Origin of the sequence: Pseudomonas sp. R4-35-07 (assembly GCF_003852235.1) — a bacterium.
Classification (GTDB): Bacteria; Pseudomonadota; Gammaproteobacteria; order Pseudomonadales; family Pseudomonadaceae; genus Aquipseudomonas.
The window spans coordinates 1103347-1126255 of sequence record NZ_CP027732.1 but is presented as its reverse complement, the minus strand read 5'-3'; the positions used below and the strand labels follow the sequence as shown (position 1 = coordinate 1126255).

General features: G+C 61.1%; 19 protein-coding genes. 15 read left to right on the top strand and 4 right to left on the bottom strand.

Annotated elements, in window-relative coordinates; genetic code table 11:
• Nucleotides 1-664: 664 nt before the first annotated feature.
• The 12 genes from C4J89_RS05035 (at nucleotide 665) to C4J89_RS04970 (ending at nucleotide 17038) form a co-directional block, all read left to right on the top strand.
• Nucleotides 665-1981, top strand: a complete 1317-nt coding sequence (locus C4J89_RS05035) for a nucleotide sugar dehydrogenase (RefSeq protein ID WP_124361395.1) — start codon at nucleotides 665-667, stop codon at nucleotides 1979-1981.
• Between the two features lie 83 nt (nucleotides 1982-2064).
• On the top strand, nucleotides 2065-3546 hold the full coding sequence (gene alg8, locus C4J89_RS05030; protein ID WP_164484512.1) for a mannuronan synthase: 1482 nt from the start codon (nucleotides 2065-2067) through the stop codon (nucleotides 3544-3546).
• A 38-nt stretch (nucleotides 3547-3584) separates the two neighbouring features.
• On the top strand, nucleotides 3585-4751 hold the full coding sequence (locus C4J89_RS05020; protein WP_057724655.1) for an alginate biosynthesis protein Alg44: 1167 nt from the start codon (nucleotides 3585-3587) through the stop codon (nucleotides 4749-4751).
• Nucleotides 4752-4882: 131 nt separating this feature from the next.
• Nucleotides 4883-6262: an alginate biosynthesis TPR repeat lipoprotein AlgK gene (gene algK / locus C4J89_RS05010; protein WP_124413898.1), complete on the top strand. Its 1380-nt coding sequence runs from the start codon at nucleotides 4883-4885 to the stop codon at nucleotides 6260-6262.
• Nucleotides 6259-7746 carry an alginate export family protein gene (locus C4J89_RS05005; protein WP_124361390.1) on the top strand — a complete coding sequence of 496 codons (1488 nt, stop codon included), beginning with the start codon at nucleotides 6259-6261 and terminating at the stop codon, nucleotides 7744-7746. Before algK ends, C4J89_RS05005 begins: the two co-directional genes overlap by 4 nt.
• The gene (algG, locus tag C4J89_RS05000; protein WP_124361389.1) at nucleotides 7746-9314 is read left to right on the top strand and encodes a mannuronan 5-epimerase AlgG; all 1569 of its coding nucleotides are present in this window, start codon (nucleotides 7746-7748) and stop codon (nucleotides 9312-9314) included. Before C4J89_RS05005 ends, algG begins: the two co-directional genes overlap by 1 nt.
• 11 nt (nucleotides 9315-9325) lie before the next feature.
• Entirely contained in the window at nucleotides 9326-10774 is a 1449-nt protein-coding gene (locus tag C4J89_RS04995) for an alginate O-acetyltransferase (RefSeq protein ID WP_124406324.1), read from the top strand.
• 8 nt (nucleotides 10775-10782) lie between these two features.
• Nucleotides 10783-11892, top strand: a complete 1110-nt coding sequence (locus C4J89_RS04990; protein ID WP_124361387.1) for a mannuronate-specific alginate lyase — start codon at nucleotides 10783-10785, stop codon at nucleotides 11890-11892.
• A gap of 189 nt (nucleotides 11893-12081) precedes the next feature.
• Nucleotides 12082-13614, top strand: a complete 1533-nt coding sequence (locus C4J89_RS04985) for an MBOAT family protein (protein WP_124361386.1) — start codon at nucleotides 12082-12084, stop codon at nucleotides 13612-13614.
• Between the two features lie 11 nt (nucleotides 13615-13625).
• Complete coding sequence (locus C4J89_RS04980) at nucleotides 13626-14813, top strand: alginate O-acetyltransferase (protein WP_124413897.1); 1188 nt, start codon at nucleotides 13626-13628, stop codon at nucleotides 14811-14813.
• Between the two features lie 16 nt (nucleotides 14814-14829).
• Nucleotides 14830-15486, top strand: a complete 657-nt coding sequence (locus C4J89_RS04975; protein ID WP_043049782.1) for an alginate O-acetyltransferase AlgF — start codon at nucleotides 14830-14832, stop codon at nucleotides 15484-15486.
• Between the two features lie 100 nt (nucleotides 15487-15586).
• Nucleotides 15587-17038: a mannose-1-phosphate guanylyltransferase/mannose-6-phosphate isomerase gene (locus tag C4J89_RS04970; RefSeq protein ID WP_124361384.1), complete on the top strand. Its 1452-nt coding sequence runs from the start codon at nucleotides 15587-15589 to the stop codon at nucleotides 17036-17038.
• A gap of 217 nt (nucleotides 17039-17255) precedes the next feature.
• Here C4J89_RS04970 and C4J89_RS04965 read toward each other — a convergent pair whose 3' ends face one another.
• Nucleotides 17256-17711 (bottom strand): hypothetical protein, encoded by a 456-nt coding sequence (locus tag C4J89_RS04965; RefSeq protein ID WP_124361383.1) that lies wholly within the window; start codon nucleotides 17709-17711, stop codon nucleotides 17256-17258.
• A 207-nt stretch (nucleotides 17712-17918) separates the two neighbouring features.
• Between C4J89_RS04965 and C4J89_RS04960 the strand changes: the two genes are divergently transcribed.
• Genes C4J89_RS04960 through C4J89_RS04950 form a run of 3 tightly spaced genes read left to right on the top strand, consistent with a single transcriptional unit; the run spans nucleotide 17919 to nucleotide 19611 of the window.
• Nucleotides 17919-18383 carry a multidrug transporter gene (locus C4J89_RS04960; RefSeq protein ID WP_124361382.1) on the top strand — a complete coding sequence of 155 codons (465 nt, stop codon included), beginning with the start codon at nucleotides 17919-17921 and terminating at the stop codon, nucleotides 18381-18383.
• A gap of 13 nt (nucleotides 18384-18396) precedes the next feature.
• Nucleotides 18397-19209, top strand: coding sequence for an SDR family oxidoreductase (locus C4J89_RS04955; RefSeq protein ID WP_124413896.1), 813 nt, complete (start codon nucleotides 18397-18399; stop codon nucleotides 19207-19209).
• A complete protein-coding gene (locus C4J89_RS04950; protein ID WP_124361380.1) occupies nucleotides 19210-19611 on the top strand; it encodes a DUF4440 domain-containing protein in 402 nt (133 codons plus the stop codon). It abuts the gene before it with no gap.
• A 43-nt stretch (nucleotides 19612-19654) separates the two neighbouring features.
• Here the strand turns inward: C4J89_RS04950 and C4J89_RS04945 are convergent, their stop codons facing one another.
• Genes C4J89_RS04945 through C4J89_RS04935 form a run of 3 tightly spaced genes read right to left on the bottom strand, consistent with a single transcriptional unit; the run spans nucleotide 19655 to nucleotide 22905 of the window.
• Nucleotides 19655-20515, bottom strand: coding sequence for an HlyD family secretion protein (locus C4J89_RS04945; RefSeq protein ID WP_124413895.1), 861 nt, complete (start codon nucleotides 20513-20515; stop codon nucleotides 19655-19657).
• A 10-nt stretch (nucleotides 20516-20525) separates the two neighbouring features.
• Entirely contained in the window at nucleotides 20526-20726 is a 201-nt protein-coding gene (locus C4J89_RS04940) for a DUF1656 domain-containing protein (RefSeq protein ID WP_124361378.1), read from the bottom strand.
• On the bottom strand, nucleotides 20716-22905 hold the full coding sequence (locus C4J89_RS04935; protein ID WP_124413894.1) for an FUSC family protein: 2190 nt from the start codon (nucleotides 22903-22905) through the stop codon (nucleotides 20716-20718). Before C4J89_RS04935 ends, C4J89_RS04940 begins: the two co-directional genes overlap by 11 nt.
• Nucleotides 22906-22909 lie beyond the last annotated feature (4 nt).

Here is a 22909-nt window from a genome sequence, read left to right as displayed (position 1 = left end):
TTTTTCGTAGTGGCACCACTTTTTTTAAACAGTAGTGGCACAAAACTATCTCAACGTGCCAACTCCCCACAACTACTGGCCTAAATAGCAAGTGCTATCACTATAGTACCAGTGCCATCTTCTCTAATATTTCAAAAAATTTCCGGAAACAGGATGAGCGGCCAGGAACTTCATCCTGAAGCACCGCTCATACCACCGGTAACGAAATTCTCTGCTGCTGTAAGAGATGACTTACATAACGACCAACGGAAGTAGTCAAGTTGTCATCGAACACTTTGACTCTATGGTCACAACATCAACTGATCGAGTTAAGGGTGGCGATAAGTACGCATTGCTATCCCCTACAGGCCAAGGCAGCGCCTGACCTAAATGAGCCGTGCATGCACTCAAGGCATTGATAAAAAAGGCGTTTTGCCTGCATCAAAACCTTGCAGCACCGGCGCCGGAGCCTTCCTCCAAGGGAGCCCGGCTGCATTTCAGGGCAAGCCCCAATAATAAGGCCTGGTCGCGCACAACTTGAGTGCAATAGTTAGTCACTCGTTATTCAACATGCCTGCACGCGGTAAGTCGGCGTCTATTCGCCCAACTTTCGCGGCATCAGTGACGCTTGCAAACATGAACTCCGGCCATCTAATGGCATGATTTAAATACAGAGGTAATTGCGATGCGCATCAGCATATTTGGTTTGGGTTACGTTGGCGCAGTGTGTGCCGGTTGCCTGTCTGCCCGTGGCCACGAAGTGGTCGGCGTAGACATCTCCAAGGAAAAGATCGACCTGATCAACGCCGGCAAATCGCCGATCGTTGAACCGGGTCTGGGCGAGCTGTTGAGCCAGGGTATCCAGACGGGCCGGCTGCGTGGCACTACCAACTTCGCCGAAGCCATTCGCGATACCGATTTGTCGATGATTTGCGTCGGCACGCCGAGCAAGAAAAACGGCGACCTGGAACTCAACTACATCGAATCGGTATGCCGCGAGATCGGCTTTGTCCTGCGTGACAAGACCACCCGCCACACCATCGTGGTGCGCAGCACCGTACTGCCGGGCACCGTGGCCAACGTGGTGATCCCGATCCTCGAAGACTGCTCCGGCAAAAAAGCCGGTGTCGACTTCGGCGTTGCGGTCAACCCGGAATTCCTGCGCGAATCCACCGCCATCGCCGACTACGACCAGCCGCCAATGACCGTTATCGGCGAATTCGACACAGCCTCCGGCGATGTCCTGCAGTCGCTGTACGAAGAACTCGACGCGCCGATCATCCGCAAGGACATCGCTGTCGCCGAGATGATCAAGTACACCTGCAACGTGTGGCACGCCACCAAAGTCACCTTCGCCAATGAAATCGGCAACATCGCCAAGGCCGTCGGCGTCGATGGCCGTGAAGTGATGGACGTGGTCTGCCAGGACAAGACCCTCAACCTGTCCCAGTACTACATGCGCCCAGGCTTCGCGTTCGGCGGCTCGTGCCTGCCAAAAGACGTGCGCGCCCTGACCTACCGCGCCGGTTCCCTGGACGTGGAAGCGCCGCTGCTCAACTCGCTGATGCGCAGTAACGAGTCCCAGGTGCAGAACGCCTTCGACATCGTTTCCAGCCACGACAAACGCAAAGTCGCCCTGCTGGGCCTGAGCTTCAAGGCCGGTACCGACGACCTGCGCGAAAGCCCATTGGTGGAACTGGCGGAAATGCTGATCGGCAAGGGTTACGACCTGAGCATCTACGACAGCAACGTCGAATACGCCCGCGTACACGGTGCGAACAAGGACTACATCGAAGGCAAGATCCCTCACGTGTCGTCCCTGCTCAACTCGGACTTCGACGAAGTGATCAACAACTCCGACGTGATCATCCTGGGTAACCGCGACGAGAAATTCCGTGCCCTGGCGCATAACGCCCCGGATGGCAAGCAAGTGGTCGACCTGGTGGGCTTCATGTCCAAGGCCACCAGCGTAAGCGGCCGTACCGAAGGTATTTGCTGGTAACAGCAACGGCAAGTTTCAGGCTGCAGGTGTCTTTATCCCCAGCGCTTGCAGCCTGAAACCTCCTCTCCTTGCGGATGACGCTTATGTCCAAGTTAAAACATGTATTCCTGCAAGCCGCCGGTTGGCTGTTGTTCCTCAGCCTGCTGATGGGACTCGCCCTGGCGTTGCCGGCGAGCACCTTCGATTCGCAATCGAAGAACTTTATTTTCCTGATTGGCGCCGTCGGTATCTGGCGCTACTCGATGGGTGCAACGCATTTCTTTCGCGGCATGCTGTTCCTCTACGTGGTCTACCCGCACCTGCGCCGCAAAGTGCGCAAGCTGGGCAAGGCCGCCGACCCATCCCATGTGTTCCTGATGGTCACCAGTTTTCGTATCGACGCGCTGACCACCGCGCAGGTCTACAGCTCGGTGATTCGCGAAGCCATCGAATGTGGCTTCCCCACCACCGTGGTCTGCTCGCTGGTGGAAATGTCCGATGAATTGCTGGTCAAGAGCCTGTGGGAAAAACTCAACCCGCCGGATCACGTCAAGCTCGACTTCGTGCGCATCGCCGGTACCGGCAAGCGTGACGGCCTGGCCTTCGGTTTTCGCGCCATCTCGCGCCACCTGCCGGATGACCGCGCCGTGGTGGCCGTGATCGATGGCGACACCGTGCTCGCCGAGGGCGTGGTGCGCAAGACCGTGCCGTGGTTCCAGCTGTTCGGCAATGTCGGCGGCCTGACCACCAACGAGTTCTGCGAAGTGCGCGGCGGCTACATCATGAGCGAATGGCACAAACTGCGCTTCGCCCAACGCCACATCAACATGTGCTCCATGGCCCTGTCCAAGCGCGTGCTGACCATGACCGGGCGGATGTCGGTGTTCCGCGCCAGCGTAGTGACCGACCCGGGCTTTATCGCCGACGTGGAAAGCGACTCGCTGCAACACTGGCGCCTGGGCCGCTTCAAGTTTCTGACCGGCGACGATAAATCCAGCTGGTTCAGCCTGATGCGCCTGGGCTACGACACCTTCTACGTGCCCGATGCCGCGATTAATACCGTGGAGCACCCGCCGGAAAAGAGCTTCATCAAGGCCAGCCGCAAACTGATGTTCCGCTGGTACGGCAATAACCTGCGCCAGAACTCTCGCGCCCTGGGCCTGGGTGTACGCCGCCTCGGTCTGTTCACCAGCGTGGTGCTGTTCGATCAGCGCGTGTCGATGTGGACCTCCCTGCTCGGCCTGACCGTGGCGATCATCGCCACCTTCAAGTACGGCGGCGCGTTCATCCTCGCGTACCTGCTGTGGATCGGCATCACCCGCCTGATTCTCACCCTGCTGCTGTCGTGCTCCGGCCACAAGATCGGCCCGGCCTACCCGCTGATTCTCTATTACAACCAGATCATGGGCGCGTTGGTGAAGATCTACGTGTTCTTCCGCCTTGATCAACAGTCCTGGACCCGCCAGGACACTAAACTGACCCGCGATTTGGCCAGCTTTCAACGTTGGTTCAACACCTGGTCGTCTCGGACCATGACCTTCTCCGCCGGCAGCATCTTCGTTGCCGTGTTGCTGATGATGGTCTGACCCTGCCAAGCCTGAATTAACCAAGGAATTACACCGTCATGAACAGCCAAGTAAACGCCAACGTTGTCCACGAATCCGAAGCCCAGCGCCAGCACGCCCGGGTAAAAATCCCGGCCAAGCTGCGCTTTTTCAACAGCGACCGCACGCCGACCGAGGCCAAGGTCATCGACCTGTCCGCCGGCGGCCTGGCGTTCACCGCCACCCAGCCGCTCACCATCGGCCAGGTGCACAAGGGTCGTTTGCAATTCGTCATCGATAACCTCGGCCTGGCGATGGACGTGGAGCTGCAGATTCGCTCTTACGACCGCCAGACCGGCCGCACCGGTTGCCAGTTCCAGAACCTCGATGCCCAGGACATTTCCACCCTGCGCCACCTGATCACCTCGCACCTGTCGGGCGACATCGTGACCATGGGCGACGTGCTCGCCACCCTGCAACGCGACAACTTCACCAAGGCGCGCAAGGTCAAGGACGGCGGCAGCGGCATGACCGCGTTCGGGCGCCTGCGCGCCGTGACGTTCAGCCTGGCGATCTTCCTGGTGGGCCTGGCGGCCTTCGGTTTTGTCTTCAAGTCGCTGTACGGCATGTACTTTGTCAGCCACGCCCAGGCCGGGCTTGTCAGCGTGCCGGGCATGAACGTAACCATGCCGCGCGACGGCACCGTGCAAAGCCTGCTCAAGGGTGACGCGGTAGCGGCCAAAGGCGCGCCACTGGCCACCTTCAGCACCAGCATGCTCGACGTGCTCAAGGGCCACCTGGACGAAGACCAACTGCAACCGGCCAAGGTCGAAGAGCTGTTCGGCAAGCAAATGACCGGCACCCTGACCTCGCCGTGTGATTGCGTGGTCGCCCAGCAATTGGTCGCCGACGGCCAGTACGCCAGCAAGGGTGATGTGATCTTCCAACTGGTGCCACGCGGCAGCCAGGCCAACGTGGAAGCACGCTTCACCTATCGCCAGTTCGGTGATGTGCGCCCAGGTACGCCGGTGAGCTTCCAGGTCGCCGACGAAGAACAGGTACGCACCGGCACCATCGTCAGCAGCACCAGCTTGAACAGCGCCGACCTGTCTTCGGACATCCGCGTGCAGATCAAGCCTGACGCCCCGCTGGACAGCACCTACGCCGGCCGCCCGGTAGAAGTCACCAGCGACCGTGGCCCTTCGCTGAACTGGCTGATCGATAAAGCCATGGCTCACGGTCTGTAAGCGAGGACATGCCTGTGAACCCTATTTCAAGAACAACACAATCCCTGTGGGAGCGGGCTTGCTCGCGATGGGATCAGCGCGGTTTGCCTGGCGGACCGAGTCGCCTGCATCGGGGGCAAGCCCCCTCCCACATGGGTTCGGTGGCGTTGCTGGCTGTTGCGGTGAGCCTGGCCGGTTGTGCCGGCCTGCCTGACCAACGCCTGGCGAACGAAGCACTGAAACGCGGCGACACCGTCACCGCGCAACAGAATTACCAGCAACTGGCCGACCTGGGCTACAGCGAGGCCCAAGTGGGCCTGGCCGACATCCAGGTAGGCACCCGTGACCCGGCGCAAATCAAACAGGCCGAAGCCACTTACCGTGCTGCGGCGGACACCTCGCCCCGCGCCCAGGCACGTCTTGGCCGCCTGCTGGTGGCCAAGCCCGGCGCCACCGAAGCCGAGCACCACGAAGCCGAAAGCCTGCTGAAAAAAGCCTTTGCCAATGGCGAAGGCAACACCCTGATCCCGTTGGCGATGCTGTACCTGCAATACCCGCACAGCTTCCCCAACGTGAATGCCCAGCAGCAGATCAGCAAATGGCAAGCGGCGGGTTATCCAGAGGCCGGTCTGGCCCAGGTGCTGCTGTACCGCACCCAGGGCACCTACGACCAGCATCTGGATGATGTGGAGCGCATCTGCAAAGCCGCGCTGAACACCACCGATATCTGCTACGTCGAGCTGGCCACGGTCTATCAGAAAAAAACCCAGCCGGAACAACAGGCCGAACTGCTCAAGCAGATGGAAGCAGGCTACAGCCGTGGCACCGTCACCGCCCAACGTGTCGACAGCGTCGCCCGCGTGCTGGGCGATGCCACCCTCGGCACGCCGGACGAGAAAACCGCCCAGGCCCTGCTGGAAAAAATCGCCCCTGGCTACCCGGCGTCCTGGGTCAGCCTGGCACAACTGCTCTACGACTTCCCCGAACTGGGCGACGTCGACCAGATGATGAAGTACCTCGACAACGGCCGCGCCGCCGACCAGCCGCGCGCCGAATTGCTCTTGGGCAAGCTCTACTACGAAGGCAAGTGGGTGCCGGCCGACGCCAAGGCCGCCGAAGCCCATTTCGAAAAAGCCGTGGGCCGTGAAGTGGCCGCCGATTACTACCTCGGCCAGATCTACCGCCGTGGCTACCTGGGCAAGGTCTATCCGCAAAAAGCCCTGGACCACCTGCTGACCGCTGCGCGCAACGGCCAGAACAGCGCCGACTTCGCCATTGCTCAACTGTTTTCCCAAGGCAAGGGCACCAAGCCCGACCCGCTGAACGCCTATGTCTTCAGCCAGTTGGCCAAGGCCCAGGACACGCCAGAGGCCAATGAGCTGGCCACCCAGCTTGAAGCCCCGCTGACGCCTGAGCAACGCGCCGAAGGCCAACGCCTGGTGCAGCAGGAACTGGCCGCCCGCGGCACCCTGGCCCAAAGCACGCTGCAACTGCACGCCCTGCAAGAAGAAGACGGCGAGGAATCCCTATGAAGCTCAACCCATTCGTCAAGGCCGGCATCGGCCTGTCCTTCGCCCTGCTGTGGTCGTGCCCGACCCTGGCCGCGCTGACCGAAGCCAAGAACTTCGGCCTGGAAGTCAAAGCCACCGCGCAGTCCGAAGACGACCGCGACCTGGGTACCCAGAAAGGCGGCGACGTCAACGGCATCGGCCTCGACCTGCGCCCGTGGATCTACGCCGAAAGCGGCGCGTGGAGCGCCTACGCCATGGGCCAGGCCGTGGTGTCCAGCGACATCATCGAGACCGACACCCTGCAGCAGTCGGCGGATGACACCACCGAACAATCGAGCAACGACGACCGCAAGGCCAAGAAGAACTACTTGGCCCTGCGCGAGTTCTGGGTCGGCTACAGCGGCTTCACGCCCTACCCCGGCGAGCTCCTCAAGTTCGGTCGCCAGCGCCTGCGCAATGACGACGGCCAATGGCGCGACACCAATATCGAAGCGCTGAACTGGACCTTCGACACCACCCTGCTCAAGGCCAACGTCGGCGCCGCCGAGCGTTTCAGCGAATACCGCACCGACCTCAAGGAACTGTCGCCCAAGGACAAGGACCGCCAGCACTTCTACGCTGACGCCGCCTACCAGTGGACGCCGGGGCAGTGGATCGGCCTGCGCGGCCACCACACCCATGACGACGGCAAGCTCGACTACGCCGAACCGGGCGTGGCCAGCGACCCGTTGGACAAGCGCGAAAACGGCGACCTGACCTGGCTCGGCATCGAAGCCAACAGCGACGCCTATAACTGGCGCAACACCAATACCGTCAACTACTGGGCGAGCATCACCGGCATGCGTGGCGACCGCGACACGGTCAACGCCTTGAACGCCGACGGCACCCGCCCGACCAACGCCAAGCGCAGCGATGACGTGAGCGGCTGGGCCACCGATATCGGCGTGCGCCTGCGTCTCGACCCGCAGTGGCAAGTGGGTGCGGCCTATTCGCGCGCCAGTGCCGAATACGAACAGAACGGCCTGCAAAGCAACCGTTCGAACTGGACCGGTACCCAGTCCCGCGTGCATCGCTTCGGCGAAGCGTTTCGCGGCGAAATGAACAACATGCAGTCCATGAGCCTGTTCGGTTCCTGGCAGCTGCGCGAGGACTACGACGCCAGCCTGGTGTACCACAAGTTCTGGCGCGTCGACGGCAACAAGCCGGTGGGCAGCAACGGCATCGATGCGGTGCAGAACAACACCGATGACGTGACTGGCGCGATCCTGTCGAGCACGTCCCTGCCTCTTGAAGATGGCAAGAAAGACCTGGGCCAGGAGATGGACCTGGTCGTCACCAAGTACTTCAAGAAAGGCCTGTTGCCGGCAGCGCTCAGCCAGTCGATCGACGAGCCGTCGGCGCTGGTACGCCTGCGCGCCGGTGTGTTCAAACCGGGCGATGCCTATGGCAGCCAGGTCGACTCGTACATGCACCGCGCCTTTGTCGACGTGATCTGGAAATTCTGATGGGAGCCTGCGCAATGAATGCTCAAAGCCTACTCGTCGCGGCAATGCTGGTGGCCAGTGCCCCAGCGTTCGCCGATACGGCGGCCAAGGCGCCGACCATCGCCAAGGAACTGCAACAGGCCAAGACCTACACCATTTCCAGCCCGCCGACCGCGCCGCTGGAAATGGCCAAGCCGGCGCTGCCCGATCTGTCGGGCTATACCGCTGCGGCCATGGAAAAGAAAATCGTCAGAAGCAAACCGGGCAAGGTCAGCATCCGCCGCATGATGCAGGAAGACGCCCTCAAGGACTTTATCGGCGGCGATAACAAGATGGCCGAATGGGTGGTGCGCCAGCATGGCATTCCCCAGGCGATCTTTGTCGACGATGGCTACATGAACCTCAAGGATCTGCTGGGCAAGGTGCCCAAGCAGTACTTCAGCGAGACGTCGCCGGGTGTGTTCCTGGCCAAGTTGCCGATCGTGGTCGGCCGTAAAGGCATCCTCGATATCGACAAGCAGACCCAGGAATTGCGCCTGTCCCAGCAAGCCGGTTCGTTTTTGATCAACGACGGCCAACTGTTCGTGCGTGACACCAAAGTCACCGGTTGGGATGAAAAAACCAACGGCCCGGCGCTGTTCAAGTCGCCCAAGGAATTCCGCCCGTTCCTGCTGGCCTGGGGCGGCACCGAGACCTACATTTCCAAGACCAAAATGGCCAGCTTCGGCTACGCCAACAGTAAGTCGTACGGGGTGAGTATTTCCCAGTACACGCCGAACATGGCCAAGGTGCTCAAGCGCCCTGAGCCGACCGGCTGGATCATCGACTCCGAGTTCTCGGACATGTGGTACGGCTTCTATTGCTACGAAACCACGGGCTTTGTGATCAAGGGCAATACCTACAAAGACAACATCGTCTACGGCATTGACCCCCATGACCGTTCCCACGGCCTGATCATCGCCGACAACACCGTGTACGGCACCAAGAAGAAGCACGGCATCATCATTTCCCGGGAAGTGAACGACAGCTTCATCTTCAACAACCGCAGCTATGACAACAAGCTCTCGGGCCTGGTGATCGACCGTAACAGCGTCAACAACCTGATCGCCGACAACGAGATCTACCGCAACCACACCGACGGCATCACCCTCTATGAGAGCGGTGACAACCTGTTGTGGGGCAACAAAGTCATCAGCAACCGTCGCCACGGCATCCGCATACGTAACAGCGTGAACATCAAGCTGTACGAAAACACCGCCATGGCCAACGGCCTGACCGGTGTGTACGGCCACATCAAGGATCTGACCGACACCGACCGCGACATCGCCCTTGACCCGTTCGACGCCAAGGTCTCGCTGATCGTGGTCGGCGGTGAACTGGCGGGCAACGGCAGCGGGCCGTTGTCCATCGACTCGCCGCTGAGTATCGAGTTGTACCGCGTGTCGATGCTGGCGCCGACCAAATCCAGCGGCATCAGCTTCTCCGGCGTTCTTGGCGAGCGCCAGGAAGAGATTCTCGACCTGCTGGTACGCCAGCAGAAAGCCGTGCTGATCGACCCTGTCGAACGCCAGACCGAAATGCAGGACTGAGGATGACCCTTATGCACCCACACATGATCAAATTGCTGAGCCTCTCGGGTCTGACCCTCGGCCTGCTCGCGGCCAGCCAGGGCGTGCGCGCCGACGAGGTGAAAGCACCGACGTTCACCGCCGAGCCGTGCTGCAGCCTGTGCCCGGCGGCCCATGACGCGAAGAACTACACCACGCGCTACCAGCAGAACTTCACCACCTTGGTGCAAGCCCAGGGCGACTGGCTGTTCCGGACTCAGGAAGACCTGCGCACCGAATTCGACACCACCCCGGCCGGCTACAAGCGCATGCAGCAGTTGCACGATGCGTTCAAAGCCAAGGGCGTGGAACTGGTGGTGGTCTACCAGCCGACCCGTGGCCTGGTGAACCGCAATAAGCTCAACCCCGAGGAAAAGGCCAAGTACGATTTCGACAAGGCCCTGACCAACTACAAGACCATGCTCGGCCGTTTCGCCAAGATGGGCTACGTGGTGCCGGACCTCTCGCCGTTGACCAACGAGCAGTTGCCGGATGAGCTGCCGGCCCACGACTTTTACTTCCGTGGCGACCAGCACTGGACCCCTTACGGCGCCCAGCGCACCGCGAAAATCGTCGCGGCCAAGGTCAAGCAGATGCCGGAATATGCGGAAATTCCCAAGCGCGAATTCGAGACCAAGCGCTCGGGCCGCATGGGCAAGACCGGCACCCTGCACAACATGGCCGGGCAGCTGTGCGGCACCAGCTACGCGATCCAGTACATGGACCAATTCACCACCGAGCCCAAGGGCGAAGCCGGTGACGGTGACCTGTTCAGCGATTCGGGCAACCCGCAGATCACCCTGGTGGGCACCAGCCACAGCGGCAAGAACTACAACTTCGCCGGCTTCCTGCAGGAGGAAATCGGTGCCGACATCCTCAACGTCGCCTTCCCCGGCGGTGGTCTGGAAGGCTCGATGATCCAGTACCTGGGCAGCGAAGAGTTCCAGAAAAACCCGCCAAAGATCCTGATCTGGGAATTCTCGCCGCTGTACCGTCTCGACCAGGAAACCATCTACCGCCAGATGATGGCGCTGCTCGACAACGGCTGTGAGGGCAAGACCGCACAGATGTCAGCCAGCACCACGCTCAAACCAGGCAAAAACGAACTGATGGTCAACAGCGCGAACAAAGACCTGCGCAACGCCAACCATCAGGTCGATATCCGCTTCGCCGATCCGTCGGTGAAAACCTTGCAAGCCACCCTCTGGTACATGAACGGGCGCCACGAGGACATCAAGATCGAAAAACCCGAGACATCCGATACAGACGGGCGTTTCGCCTTTGAATTGCGCACCGATGAAGACTGGGCCTCGCAGAACTTGCTGGCCGTGGAAGTGCAGGGCCCGGAAAAGGGTGCTGCGGCGCAGAAGGTCGAAGCGAAAATTTGCACACGCAACGTATTCCCAAGCGGTGGTCAGCAGACCGCCCAGCTCGGGAAGTGAGGTTACTTATGCAAAAGTTATTGCTGCCCACCCTGCTAGGCCTGGCGATGTTTGCCGGCTCCGTCAACGCCGCCGCACCCCTGCGGCCGCCCCAGGGCTATTTTGCACCGATCGAAGCGTTCAAGACCGGCGACTTCAAGGAAAACTGCGACGCCATGCCGACGCCCTACACCGGGCCTCTGCAATTTCGCAGCAAGTACGAAGGCTCCGACAAGGCGCGTTCGACCCTGAACGTGCAATCGGAACAGGCCTTTCGCGACAGCACCGCCGACATCACCAAGCTGGAAAAAGACACCAGCAAGCGCGTGATGCAGTTCATGCGCGACGGTCGTCCGCAGCAGCTCGAATGCACGCTGAACTGGCTGGTGTCGTGGGCCAAGGCTGATGCGTTGATGTCCAAGGACTTCAACCACACCGGCAAGTCGATGCGCAAATGGGCGCTGGGCAGCATGGCCTCGGCCTATGTGCGCTTGAAATTCTCCGACTCGCACCCGCTGGCCAACCATCAGCAGGAATCGCAACTGATCGAGGCCTGGTTCAACAAGCTGGCCGATCAAGTGGTGAGCGACTGGGACAACCTGCCGCTGGAAAAAACCAACAACCACTCGTACTGGGCCGCCTGGTCGGTGATGGCAACGTCCATCGCCACTAACCGTCGCGACCTGTTCGATTGGGCTGTCAAGGAATACAAGGTCGGGGTGAACCAGGTCGACGACCAAGGCTTCCTGCCCAACGAATTGAAGCGTCAGCAACGGGCTTTGTCGTATCACAACTACGCCCTGCCGCCGCTGTCGATGATCGCAAGCTTTGCCTTGGTCAACGGTGTGGACCTGCGCCAGGAAAACAACAGTGCGCTCAAGCGCCTGGGCGACAAGGTACTCGCCGGGGTGAAAGACCCGGACATCTTCGAACAGAAGAACGGCAAGGAGCAGGACATGAAGGATTTGAAGCAGGCGATGAAATTCGCCTGGCTTGAGCCGTTCTGCACCCTCTACACCTGCGCCCCGGATGTGCTCGAACGCAAGCATGGCATGCAGCCATTCAAGACGTTCCGCCTGGGCGGTGACCTGACCAAGGTCTACGACCCGACGCACGAAAAAGGCAACAAAGGCAGCTAGTCGCTGATCGTTCCCACGCTCCGCGTGGGAATGCAGCACGGGACGCTCTGCGTCCCAAAGCGTGACGCAGAGCGTCACAAGAGGCATTCCCACGCAGAGCGTGGGAACGATCAAAGCCTCCCCCGAAATCGTGGGGGGGTTTGGGGGGGCTCTGGCCCTTGACTGTTGGTTAAACATGGAGAGATCGGGATGGTTTTCTCGTCCAATGTGTTCCTGTTTCTGTTCTTGCCGATCTTTCTCGGCTTGTACTACTTGAGCGGGCAACGCTATCGCAACCTGCTGCTGCTGATTGCCAGCTATGTGTTCTACGCCTGGTGGCGAGTGGACTTCCTGGCTTTGTTCGCCGCAGTGACCCTGTGGAATTACTGGATCGGCCTCAAGGTCGGCGCCGCCGGCGTGCGCACCAAACCGGCCCAACGCTGGCTGTTGCTCGGCGTGGCAGTCGACCTGTGCATCCTCGGCTACTTCAAGTACGCCAACTTCGGCGTCGACAGCATCAACGTGATGATGAAGTCGATGGGCCTGGAGCCGTTCATCCTCACCCACGTGCTGTTGCCGATTGGTATCTCGTTCTACATCTTCGAGTCCATCAGCTACATCATCGACGTATACCGTGGCGATACGCCGGCGACGCGCAACCTGATCGACTTCGCGGCGTTCGTGGCGATCTTCCCGCACCTGATCGCCGGCCCCGTGTTGCGTTTTCGCGACCTGGCTGACCAGTTCAACAACCGCACCCACACCCTCGACAAGTTCTCCGAGGGCTGCACGCGGTTCATGCAGGGTTTCATCAAGAAGGTGTTTATCGCCGACACCCTGGCGGTAGTCGCGGATCACTGCTTCGCCTTGCAAAACCCAACTACGGGGGATGCCTGGCTCGGTGCGCTGGCCTACACCGCACAGTTGTATTTCGACTTCTCCGGCTACAGCGACATGGCCATCGGCCTGGGCCTGATGATGGGTTTCCGCTTCATGGAAAACTTCAAGCAGCCGTACATCAGCCAGTCGATCACCGAGTTCTGGCGGCGCTGGCACATCAGCCTGTCGACCTGGTTGCGCGATTACCTGTACATCACCCTGGGCGGCAACCGCAAAGGTACGCTGACCACCTATCGCAACCTGTTCCTGACCATGCTGCTCGGTGGCCTGTGGCACGGCGCCAACATCACCTACATCGTGTGGGGTGCCTGGCACGGCATGTGGCTGGCGATTGAAAAAGCCATCGGCCTCAACACCGCGCCGCGCAGCTTCAATGTGCTGCGCTGGGCCTTCACCTTCCTGCTGGTGGTGATGGGCTGGGTGATCTTCCGCGCGGAAAACCTGCATGTCGCCGGGCGTATGTACGGTGCGATGTTCAGCTTTGGCGAATGGTCGCTGTCGGAACTCAACCGCGCCAGCCTCACCGGCCTGCAAGTGGCGACCCTGGTGGTGGCCTACGCAACGCTGGCGTTCTTCGGCCTGCGCGATTTCTACCGCAATCGCCCTGCCGACAAGACCAAGCCGAGCGATCCGAGCCTGATCAAGGCCGTACCGGGCGACAACCCCGGCAGCATCCACGAGCCTGGCTTCACGGTGGGCCGTGACGCCGCCGTGCAACCGGCCTACTGGACCGCTGACTGGCCACGCTACGCCATGCGCGCCGCCGTGCTGCTGCTGTTCGTGGCGTCGATCCTGAAACTGTCGGCGCAGAGTTTCTCGCCGTTCCTTTACTTCCAATTCTGAGGGAGCCGACCATGACCCGTTCATTACGCGTCCTCTATATCGGCCTGTTCCTGGTGGTGCTGTTGGCACTGGGCGCCTGGTCGCTACGCAGTTTCTTCGGCTTCAGCACTAATGCCGATGCCACCGTGCTCAACGGTCGCTGGACCAAAGCCGTCGAGACCCATTACGACGACCAGTTCCCGATCAAGCGCCTGGGCACCAACCTTTGGGCGGCGCTTGACTACAAGCTGTTCAATGAAGGCCGCCCTGGCGTGGTGCTGGGCCGCGATCATTGGTTGTACAGCGACGAGGAGTTCAACCCTGCCGTCAACGAAGACCAGAACCTGCAGGGCAATTACGCGCTGGTCGAAGGCGTGCGCCAGAAGCTCAAGGCCCAGGGCATCCAGCTGGTGATGGCGATCGTGCCGGCCAAGGTGCGCCTGTATCCGGAGCACCTGGGTGAAGTGAAACCGGCGAGCATCCACGCCAACCTGTACCAGGACTTCCACGCCCGTGTCGCGGCGGACAAGATCATCGCCCCGGACCTGCTCGGCCCGCTGCAACAGGCCAAGCTGGGCGGCAAGCAAGTGTTCCTGCGCACCGACACCCACTGGACACCGGACGGTGCCGAAATCGCCGCCAAGCAATTGGCCAAGGCGATTGCCGATAAAACTCCGCTCAACGGTGAGCCGCAGCGCTTTGTTACCGAAGCGGAAAAGGCCGAGCCGCATAAAGGCGACCTGCGTCTGTTCCTGCCGCTGGACCCGCTGTTCGAAAACCTGATGCCGCCTAAAGAGCCGCTGGAAAAACGCGTGACGCACCTGGCCCAAACCCAGGGCGACGACGCGCTGTTCAGCGACAGCCAAACCCCGGTGGCACTGGTCGGCACCAGCTACAGCGCCAACCCCAACTGGAACTTCGTCGGCGCCCTCAAGCAAGCCCTGGGCAGCGACGTGGTCAGCTACGCCGAAGACGGCCACGGCCCGATCCTGCCGATGCTCAGCTACCTGAAAAGTGATGACTTCAAGAACAGCCCGCCGCAGGTGCTGATCTGGGAGTTCCCTGAACGCTATCTGCCCGTCAACAACGAAATCGGTGATGCCGACCCATCATGGGTTGCGCAACTTAAACAAGCCGGTTCGCGCCAACAAAACATGGCACAGAACACCCCCGCTTTTAAAAATCAGAAATCCGAGACGCCCGACCGGGCGCAAAACTGAAAGAGAGGTAACTCACATGACTTTCACTACAACTCCTCGTCGTCTCGCCAAGACCCTGGCTATCGCTGCCGGCCTGAGCTTCGTATCGATGTCTGCCTTCGCCGGTGGTGACGCCGCGCTCTACGGCCCTACCGCGCCAAAAGGTTCGAGCTTCGTGCGCATCTACAACGCCAGCAACCAGGAAGTCAGCGCCACCGTTGGCAGCACCAACCTCAGCGACGTCGCGCCGTTGGCCAGCAGCGACTTCAGCTTCATGCCCGGTGGTGACTACAGCGCCAAGGTCGGCAGCCAGACCGTACCGGTCAAGCTTGCGGCCGATCACTACTACACCTTGGTCAACAACAGCAGCGGCCAGCCGCAACTGATCGAAGAGCCGCCGTTCAAGAACAAGCAGAAGTCCCTGGTTCGCGTGCAGAACCTCAGCGACAAGGCCCTGACCCTGAAAACCGCCGATGGCAAGACTGACGTGGTCAAGTCGGTAGCCGCCAAAGGCCGTGGCGAACGTGAAATCAACCCGGTGAAGGTGAGCCTGGCGTTGTATGACGGTGACAAGAAAGTCGGCGATGTGAAGCCGGTTGCGTTGGAACGTGGTGAAGCGGCGGTGCTGTATGTCACCGGCTCCGGTTCGAGCTTGTCGCCTGTCTGGGTCAAGCGTCCGGTGTCGACCCGCTGATTGCGCGAGTACTAAGCGACAAGCTTCAAGCTGCAAGTGAAGAGCTGTTACTTGCAGCTAATGGCTTGCAGCTTCCAACTATCTTTCAGGAGAAACACCCATGATCCCAGTAATCCTTTCCGGTGGTAGCGGCTCACGTCTTTGGCCGCTTTCCCGTAAACAATTTCCAAAACAATTCCTGGCCCTGACCGGCGAGCACACGCTGTTCCAGCAAACCCTGGAGCGCCTGGTGTTCGAAGGCATGGACTCACCGATCGTGGTCTGCAACAAGGATCACCGCTTCATCGTCAACGAGCAGTTGAGCGCGCGCAAACTCGAATGCCAACGCATCCTGATGGAACCGTTCGGCCGCAACACCGCGCCGGCCGTGGCCTTGACCGCGATGATGCTGGTCAATGAAGGCCGTGACGAGTTGATGCTGGTGCTGCCCGCCGACCACGTCATCGACGACCAGAAAGCCCTGCAACGCGCCCTGGCCCTGGCCACCGTGGCGGCCGAGCGCGGCGAAATGGTGCTGTTCGGCGTACCGGCCACGCGCCCGGAAACCGGCTACGGCTACATCAAGTCCACCAACGATTCGCTGCTGCCCGAAGGCGTGAGCCGCGTACAGCAGTTCGTGGAAAAACCCGATGAAAAACGCGCGGTCGAGTTCGTCAAAAGCGGTGGCTACTTCTGGAACAGCGGCATGTTCCTGTTCCGCGCCAGCCGCTTCCTGGAAGAGCTGAAAAAGCACGATCCGGACATCTACGACACCTGCGTCCTGACCCTGGAGCGCAGCGAGCAGACCACCGACACCGTGACGTTCGATGAAGCCACCTTCGCCTGCTGCCCGGACAACTCCATCGACTACGCCGTGATGGAAAAAACCCAACGCGCCTGTGTGGTGCCACTGAGCGCCGGCTGGAGCGACGTCGGTTGCTGGGCCTCGCTGTGGGCGGTCAACGATAAAGACGCCAACGGCAACGTGAGCAAGGGTGACGTGGTCATCCAGGACAGCCGCAACTGCATGGTGCATGGCAACGGCAAGCTGGTCTCGGTGATCGGCCTGGACAATATCGTGGTGGTGGAAACCAAGGACGCGATGATGATTGCCCATAAGGACAAGGTCCAGGGCGTCAAGCAGATGGTCAACACCCTCAATGAGCAGGGGCGCAGCGAAACCCAGAACCACTGCGAAGTGTATCGTCCGTGGGGCTCCTACGATTCGGTGGATATGGGCGGGCGGTTCCAGGTCAAGCACATCTCGGTCAAGCCGGGCGCCTGCCTGTCACTGCAGATGCACCACCACCGCGCCGAACACTGGATCGTGGTCAGCGGCACCGCTGAAGTCACCTGTGACGACAACGTGTTCCTGCTGTGCGAGAACCAGTCCACTTACATCCCGATTGCCTCGGTGCACCGCCTGCGCAACCCGGGCAAGATCCCGTTGGAGATCATCGAAGTGCAATCGGGCAGCTACCTGGGCGAAGACGATATCGAGCGGTTCGAAGATATCTACGGCCGCTCGACGCCGATTGAACGGGGTGTTTCGGTGAAAACTATCGCGCAATAAAGGAGTCGTACAGAAAGCCCCCGCCCAGCCGGCTGCGTCCCCTATCCGCAGCCGGTCAGGCGGGGGCTTTTTAGTGCAATGAAAGTCTCACGGCGTCGCACCTTGCAAACCCAAAATGTTGGCCGTGCAGGGCAGCAAGATGCCGACCCAGCCGGCCGATCATTTCTGCACAGACGGCTGGGCAGCGGGCCCGCAGCTCAATAGCAGGCCAACACGGCTACTTGGCCCAGTTCCGCGGGGCAAAGGCATTGTAATTACCCGCCCCGTGATCCTTGCCAGCCTCTTTGTAAGTGCCTTTGCCAATTTTTTCAGCCGTTTTGCCTCCCCATATCAAAGCCGTACCCACCGCTTTGGAGCTTGCACCACCTGATTTCGTCATGCTCTGTCCAAGCACTTTTGCCATCCCCCCAGCTAGCGTCAAGGCAGCCCCTTTGGTTTGTTCCGAGTTCATCGAAAGCCTAGGGGAAACGTATGAACTGAGTTGGTCGCTGATACCTTGCATGACAGTCTGCCGCAAGCTCGTCAGCCCCAGGTTCTGCATACGCGGCAATGATGTTGAGCCGACCTCTGGATTGGGCGCTTGACTGACTGCTGCCGACGCTGCGGGCGGTACCGGCGCCATAGGTGCGCTGAGGGAGGTCAATACGGGTGTGGCGATATTTGAGACGGTCATAAAAGCACCTGAATTCATGAATCTACGGTTTGGCACCTTCCTGGCTTTCAAGGTCATTCCTTGTAAAGACTTCGTGGCAAAAGAGAGCGATGCAGTTCCTGCATCAGAGGGAATAGATACCTGCGCACGAGGGAAAGCAGCGCTGCACCATAGGCAATCGGCCCGCCCCACGAGTAGGATGTTTTATCCCTGTGCGAGGTTGTGTGTATGTTCTTTGGTGTGTTGCTGATCATCACCTGGCTGGTCCTGCTGCTGCGCTATCCGGCCAAGGCCCTGCCGGTGTCGCTGGCCGCTGCCGTCGGCCTGGGTTTGGTGGCAGTCTGGGTGGTCTGGCTCGACAACCGCGAAGCGGCGCAACTGGCCCGCCTGGAACTGCGCGTCAGCTACGCTGCGCAGGAATGCCCTGCCGACCGCCCATTGAAGCTGACGCTGAACAACGGCAACGATGTACCGCTGACCGAACTGCGCTGGCGTATCGCCGCCTACGCACCCGGCGACACCGTAAACCTGGCCGACAACGTGTACGCGGCCCCGCGCTATCGCGGCCCCGGCGAGCTGCAGGCCGGCGCCACCTGGGACGACTGCCTGCCCGTCCCGCCGTTACGCCCCGGCTACCGCCCACAAACCCTGGAATTTCGTGCCGAGCACCTGCAAGGCAGTTTCTCGGACTAGAAAGGATTGCCCCATGCCCAACGTACTGATCACCGGTTGCTCCAGCGGCATCGGCCGCGCCCTGGCCGATGCCTTCAAGGCCGCAGGCTACGCGGTGTGGGCCAGCGCCCGCCGCACAGACGATGTCGCCGCCCTAGCCGCCGCCGGCTTCAACGCTGTGCAGCTGGACGTCAACGACCCTGGCGCCTTGCAGCGCCTGGCCGAACAACTGAGCGAGCTCGATGTGCTGGTTAACAACGCCGGCTACGGCGCCATGGGCCCGCTGCTCGATGGCGGCACCGAGGCGATGCAACGCCAGTTCGAGACCAACGTGTTTTCCATCGTCGGCGTGACGCAGGCGCTGTTTCCCGCCCTGCGGCGCGGCAGAGGCCTGGTCATCAATATCGGCAGCGTCTCCGGCGTGCTGGTCACACCCTTCGCCGGGGCCTACTGCGCGTCGAAAGCCGCCGTACATGCCCTGAGCGACGCCTTGCGCATGGAGCTGGCGCCGTTTGGCGTGCGCGTCATGGAGGTTCAACCCGGTGCGATTGATACACACTTTGCAAAGACTGCCGGAGCCCAGGCCGAGCTGTTGATCAAAGAACAGTCGCCGTGGTGGCCGTTGCGTGAAGGCATTCGTGCGCGCTCCCAGGCCTCGCAGGACAAGCCGACTTCGGTCAGCAAGTTTGCGGCGGATGTGCTCAAGGCCGTGCAACAAACCCGGCCACCGCGCCTGTTGCGCTCGGGCAATGGCAGTCGAGCGTTGCCGTTGATGGCAGCCCTGCTGCCCAAAGGATTATTGGAAACCGTGTTGAAAAAACGCTTTGGTTTGAATGGGAGTTTATAAATGATCGACTACAGCGACTTTTTCGAAGAAGTGATCCAGACCCACGTCGAAATCGAGCAATGGTTTGCCGGCGTCGCGCCCGAAGGTACCCTGCAGAGTCTGCTCGCGCGCTTCTCCCCCGAATTCAGCATGGTCGCACCTGCCACTGGCACGCGCGTCAACGCAGCCGGGGTGAATGCTCTGTTCACTCGGCTGGGCGGCATGCGCCCAGGTTTGAAAATCACCTTGAGTGAAATGACCGGGATTGACCGGCATGCACGCGGTGCCACGGTGACTTATCGCGAACATCAGGTGGATGACAGCGGTACGCGGACGGATCGACGGGCGACGGTGGTGTTCGAGAAGCAGGCCAGTGGTGCGCTGTTGTGGCGCCATCTGCATGAAACCTTTATCAAGGCCTGACTCGATTAAAGAATGTGGGAGGGGGCTTGCCCCCTCCCACATTTTAGTTTTGCGCCTGGTTGACGATCACGGTGCAGGTGATGCCCGCCGCCAGCAGCACGCCTTCCGGCACTTCATCAATGTGAATCCGCACCGGCACGCGCTGGGCCAGCCTCACCCAGTTGAACGTAGGGTTCACATCGGCGATCAGCTCGCGGCTCTCGGGGTTGTCGCGGTCGTAGATACCTCGGGAGATGCTTTCCACATGGCCCTTGAGCGTTTCGCCACTCATTAACTGCAGGTCGGCTGTGTCGCCGACCTTCACGTGGGGCAGCTTGGTTTCTTCGAAGAAGCCATAAACCCAGAACGAGTTCATATCCACCACGGCCATCTTCGCCTCACCGATGCGCGCATAGTCGCCGCGGTGCACGTTGAGGTTGGTGACATAGCCGTCCACCGCCGCCACGACGTGGGTGCGTTTCAAATTGAGTTCAGCCGCTTCCAGTTGCGCCAGCGCGTGCTGGTAATCAGCCAGGGCCGAATCGGCAATGTTGCTGGCGTCGTCGCGGTTTTCCCGGGAGATCACCAGGGCGTCGAGGTCGGCGCGGCGATGGGCGTTGAGCTTGCGCATTTCCCAGGTGGCTTTGCGCGACGCCACCAGCGACTGCGCTTGCTTGACCGCGATGCGGTAGTGCTCGGGGTCGATCTGCATCAGCAGGTCGCCTTTTTTTACCAACTGGTTGTCGCGTACCGGCACGTCCACCACTTCGCCGGTAACGTCGGCAGCGACGTTGATGATATCGGCCCGCACGCGGCCGTCGCGGGTCCACGGCGTTTCCATGTAATGCACCCACAACGTGCGGCCAATCCAGATCGCCAACGCCAGCACCAGCAGGGTCGCGAGCAGGCTGAAAAACTTTTTCATCGGGGCATTCTCAACGGTAGACGCTCAGCGCCAGGGCGCCGAACAGGCAAACGAACAGGCTCAGGCGCAGCAACGCCGGGTGCCAGAAAAACCGGTACAGGTCGAACCCGGCCAGGAAACGGTCCAGGGCCCAGGCCAGCACAGCCGCGATCAGGAACATCAAGGTCATGCTCGGCATGTAGAGGCCGTGGAAGGCGATTTCACGAGGCATTCATGGCTCCTTGCGTGGTGCCTTTTAGAGTCGCCAACGGCGATTGCGGGTCGAGCAACGAGGTGCGGATAAAGTGCAGGTAGCTTTTCACGCGGCGCAGGGCCGAGGTGTCGAAGTGCGGCGCGAAGGGTTCATCGGTGGCCTGCACGCGGCTGATCGCATGGTCGACGGCGATCAGCCCGCGCTCCAGGTTGCTGGCGCTGGGCTGCAGGAACAGCCGCACCAGCGAGCGCCCCATCACACGGATCGCCTGGCGCCAGGGCTGGGATTCGGCGTACGCCGGGTGCACCGGCAGGATCGCCTGTTCCTTGCGCAGTTCGATGATCGCGTGGCCGACCTCCAGCACCACGAACATCCAGCGCAGCAGCTCGCGTTGCACCTGCGGCTGGCCGGCGGCGAGGCCATAGGCCTGGTGCAGCAGGTCACGGGTGCGGCTTTCGAAACTCGACGCCAGGCCCTTGAGCTTGCCGCTGATCGCGTACACCACTTGCTCGCGCAGGTCTTGCTCGAGGCGACGCCACAGCCAGCGGCTATTGGGCGGCAGGATGATTGCCCCGGCCGCAGCGCACACCAGCATGCCGATGACCATGGCGATGTAGTCGTTGATAAAGCTGTAAGGGTTGTAGAGCGTCAGGTTATCCGGCACCGAGCCGGTGCTGAAGAAGATCAGCAAGCCCACGCCGACCCCGGCGTACTGCGGGCGTGAGGCGAGAAAGGCGCCGAAAATGATCACCGGCGCCAGCATCACGCACAGCAGCGCGAAGCCATCGATCAAGGGAAACACGAAGAACATTTCGACGAAGCCCACCAGCGCACCAATCAAGGTGCCGCAGGCCATCTGGAAAGCCATGCGCTTGGGGTTGGGCGTGGCGGCGGACAGGCCAACGGTGGCGGCCGCGATCAAGGTCATAGTGGCGCCGCTGGGCCAGGCCGTGGCTACCCAATAACTGCCGAGGACGACCAGGATGAACGAGGCGCGTATCCCGGCGGCGGCGCAGGCCAGCCAGTTGGTCTTCGGCGTATAGGCCTGGTCCCAGTCTTCCCGCGCGTGGCGGTGTTCGGCCAGGGACGCATGGGTTTGCGCATAGTTGTGCAGGTCGTCGACGAAGCGGTACAGCAGCTCGTAGGCGGTATGAAAATCCAGCTGTTCGGCTTCGGTGGGGGCGCTTTGCTGGAAGCCGGCGCGCAGGCTGCGCACCTTGGCAGGCAAGCTGTCCTTATAGACACTGAGCAAGTTGACCAACCGCGCCGCGTCGGGGCTGGTCAGCGCCTGGCCGGAAAACCCGTCGAGCACTTCAGCCAGGTCCTGCAGGCCGGGCTTGATCGCCGCGACCACGTGATCGGCTGCGTCGGCGCGCAACCGCGCCAGCAACTGATGCAAGGCGTTGAAGCGCGTGGTGATGCTCATGAACTCGCTGTTGAGGCGATTGAGGCGGCCGTTGCGCCGGCGCATGTGCGGGTCTTCGAACACCGTAACGCTGCGCAAGCCCTCCAAGCCCACCGCCTCGGCGATAAAGCGCACATTGGTGCTTTCAAAGCCTTCACGCTGACTGCGACCGCGCAGACCGTCGGTGACGAACAATGCGAACACGCCAAAGCGTTGATACAGCGCATTGCGCATCGCCGCGCTGGAGGTCTGCGGCAGGATCGCGGCGCTGACCAGCGTCGAGCAGAGAATGCCCAGGGAAATTTCCAGCACGCGCCACACCGCCGCCATAAAGGCGCCGTCCGGGTGGGCCAGCGCCGGCAAGCCGACCATCGCCGCCGTGTAGCCGGCAAGCACGAATCCGTAGGCGCGAAAGTTACGGTTACGCGTGGCACCGGCGGTGCAGATACCCACCCAAATGGCCAGGGCGCCGAGGAATAGTTCGGTGTTCTGCGCAAACAACGCGATCAGCAACACCATCACCGCCGAACCGGCCAGGGTGCCGAGAAAGCGGTAAAAACTCTTGGCGAACACCTGGCCGCTCTGCGGTTGCATCACGATAAACACCGTGATCATCGCGGTGCGCGGCTGCGACAGTTCCAGGCGCATCGCCAGCCACAGCGTGAGGAACGCAGCGAGCAGCACCTTGAAGATATACACCCAGGTCACGCCATCGCTGCGCGCCCAGTCGAAAAAACCACGGCGCCACTCAAGGGCGTGCAGCCAGCGCAGGGGTGCAGGCAAAGGAATCATGGCC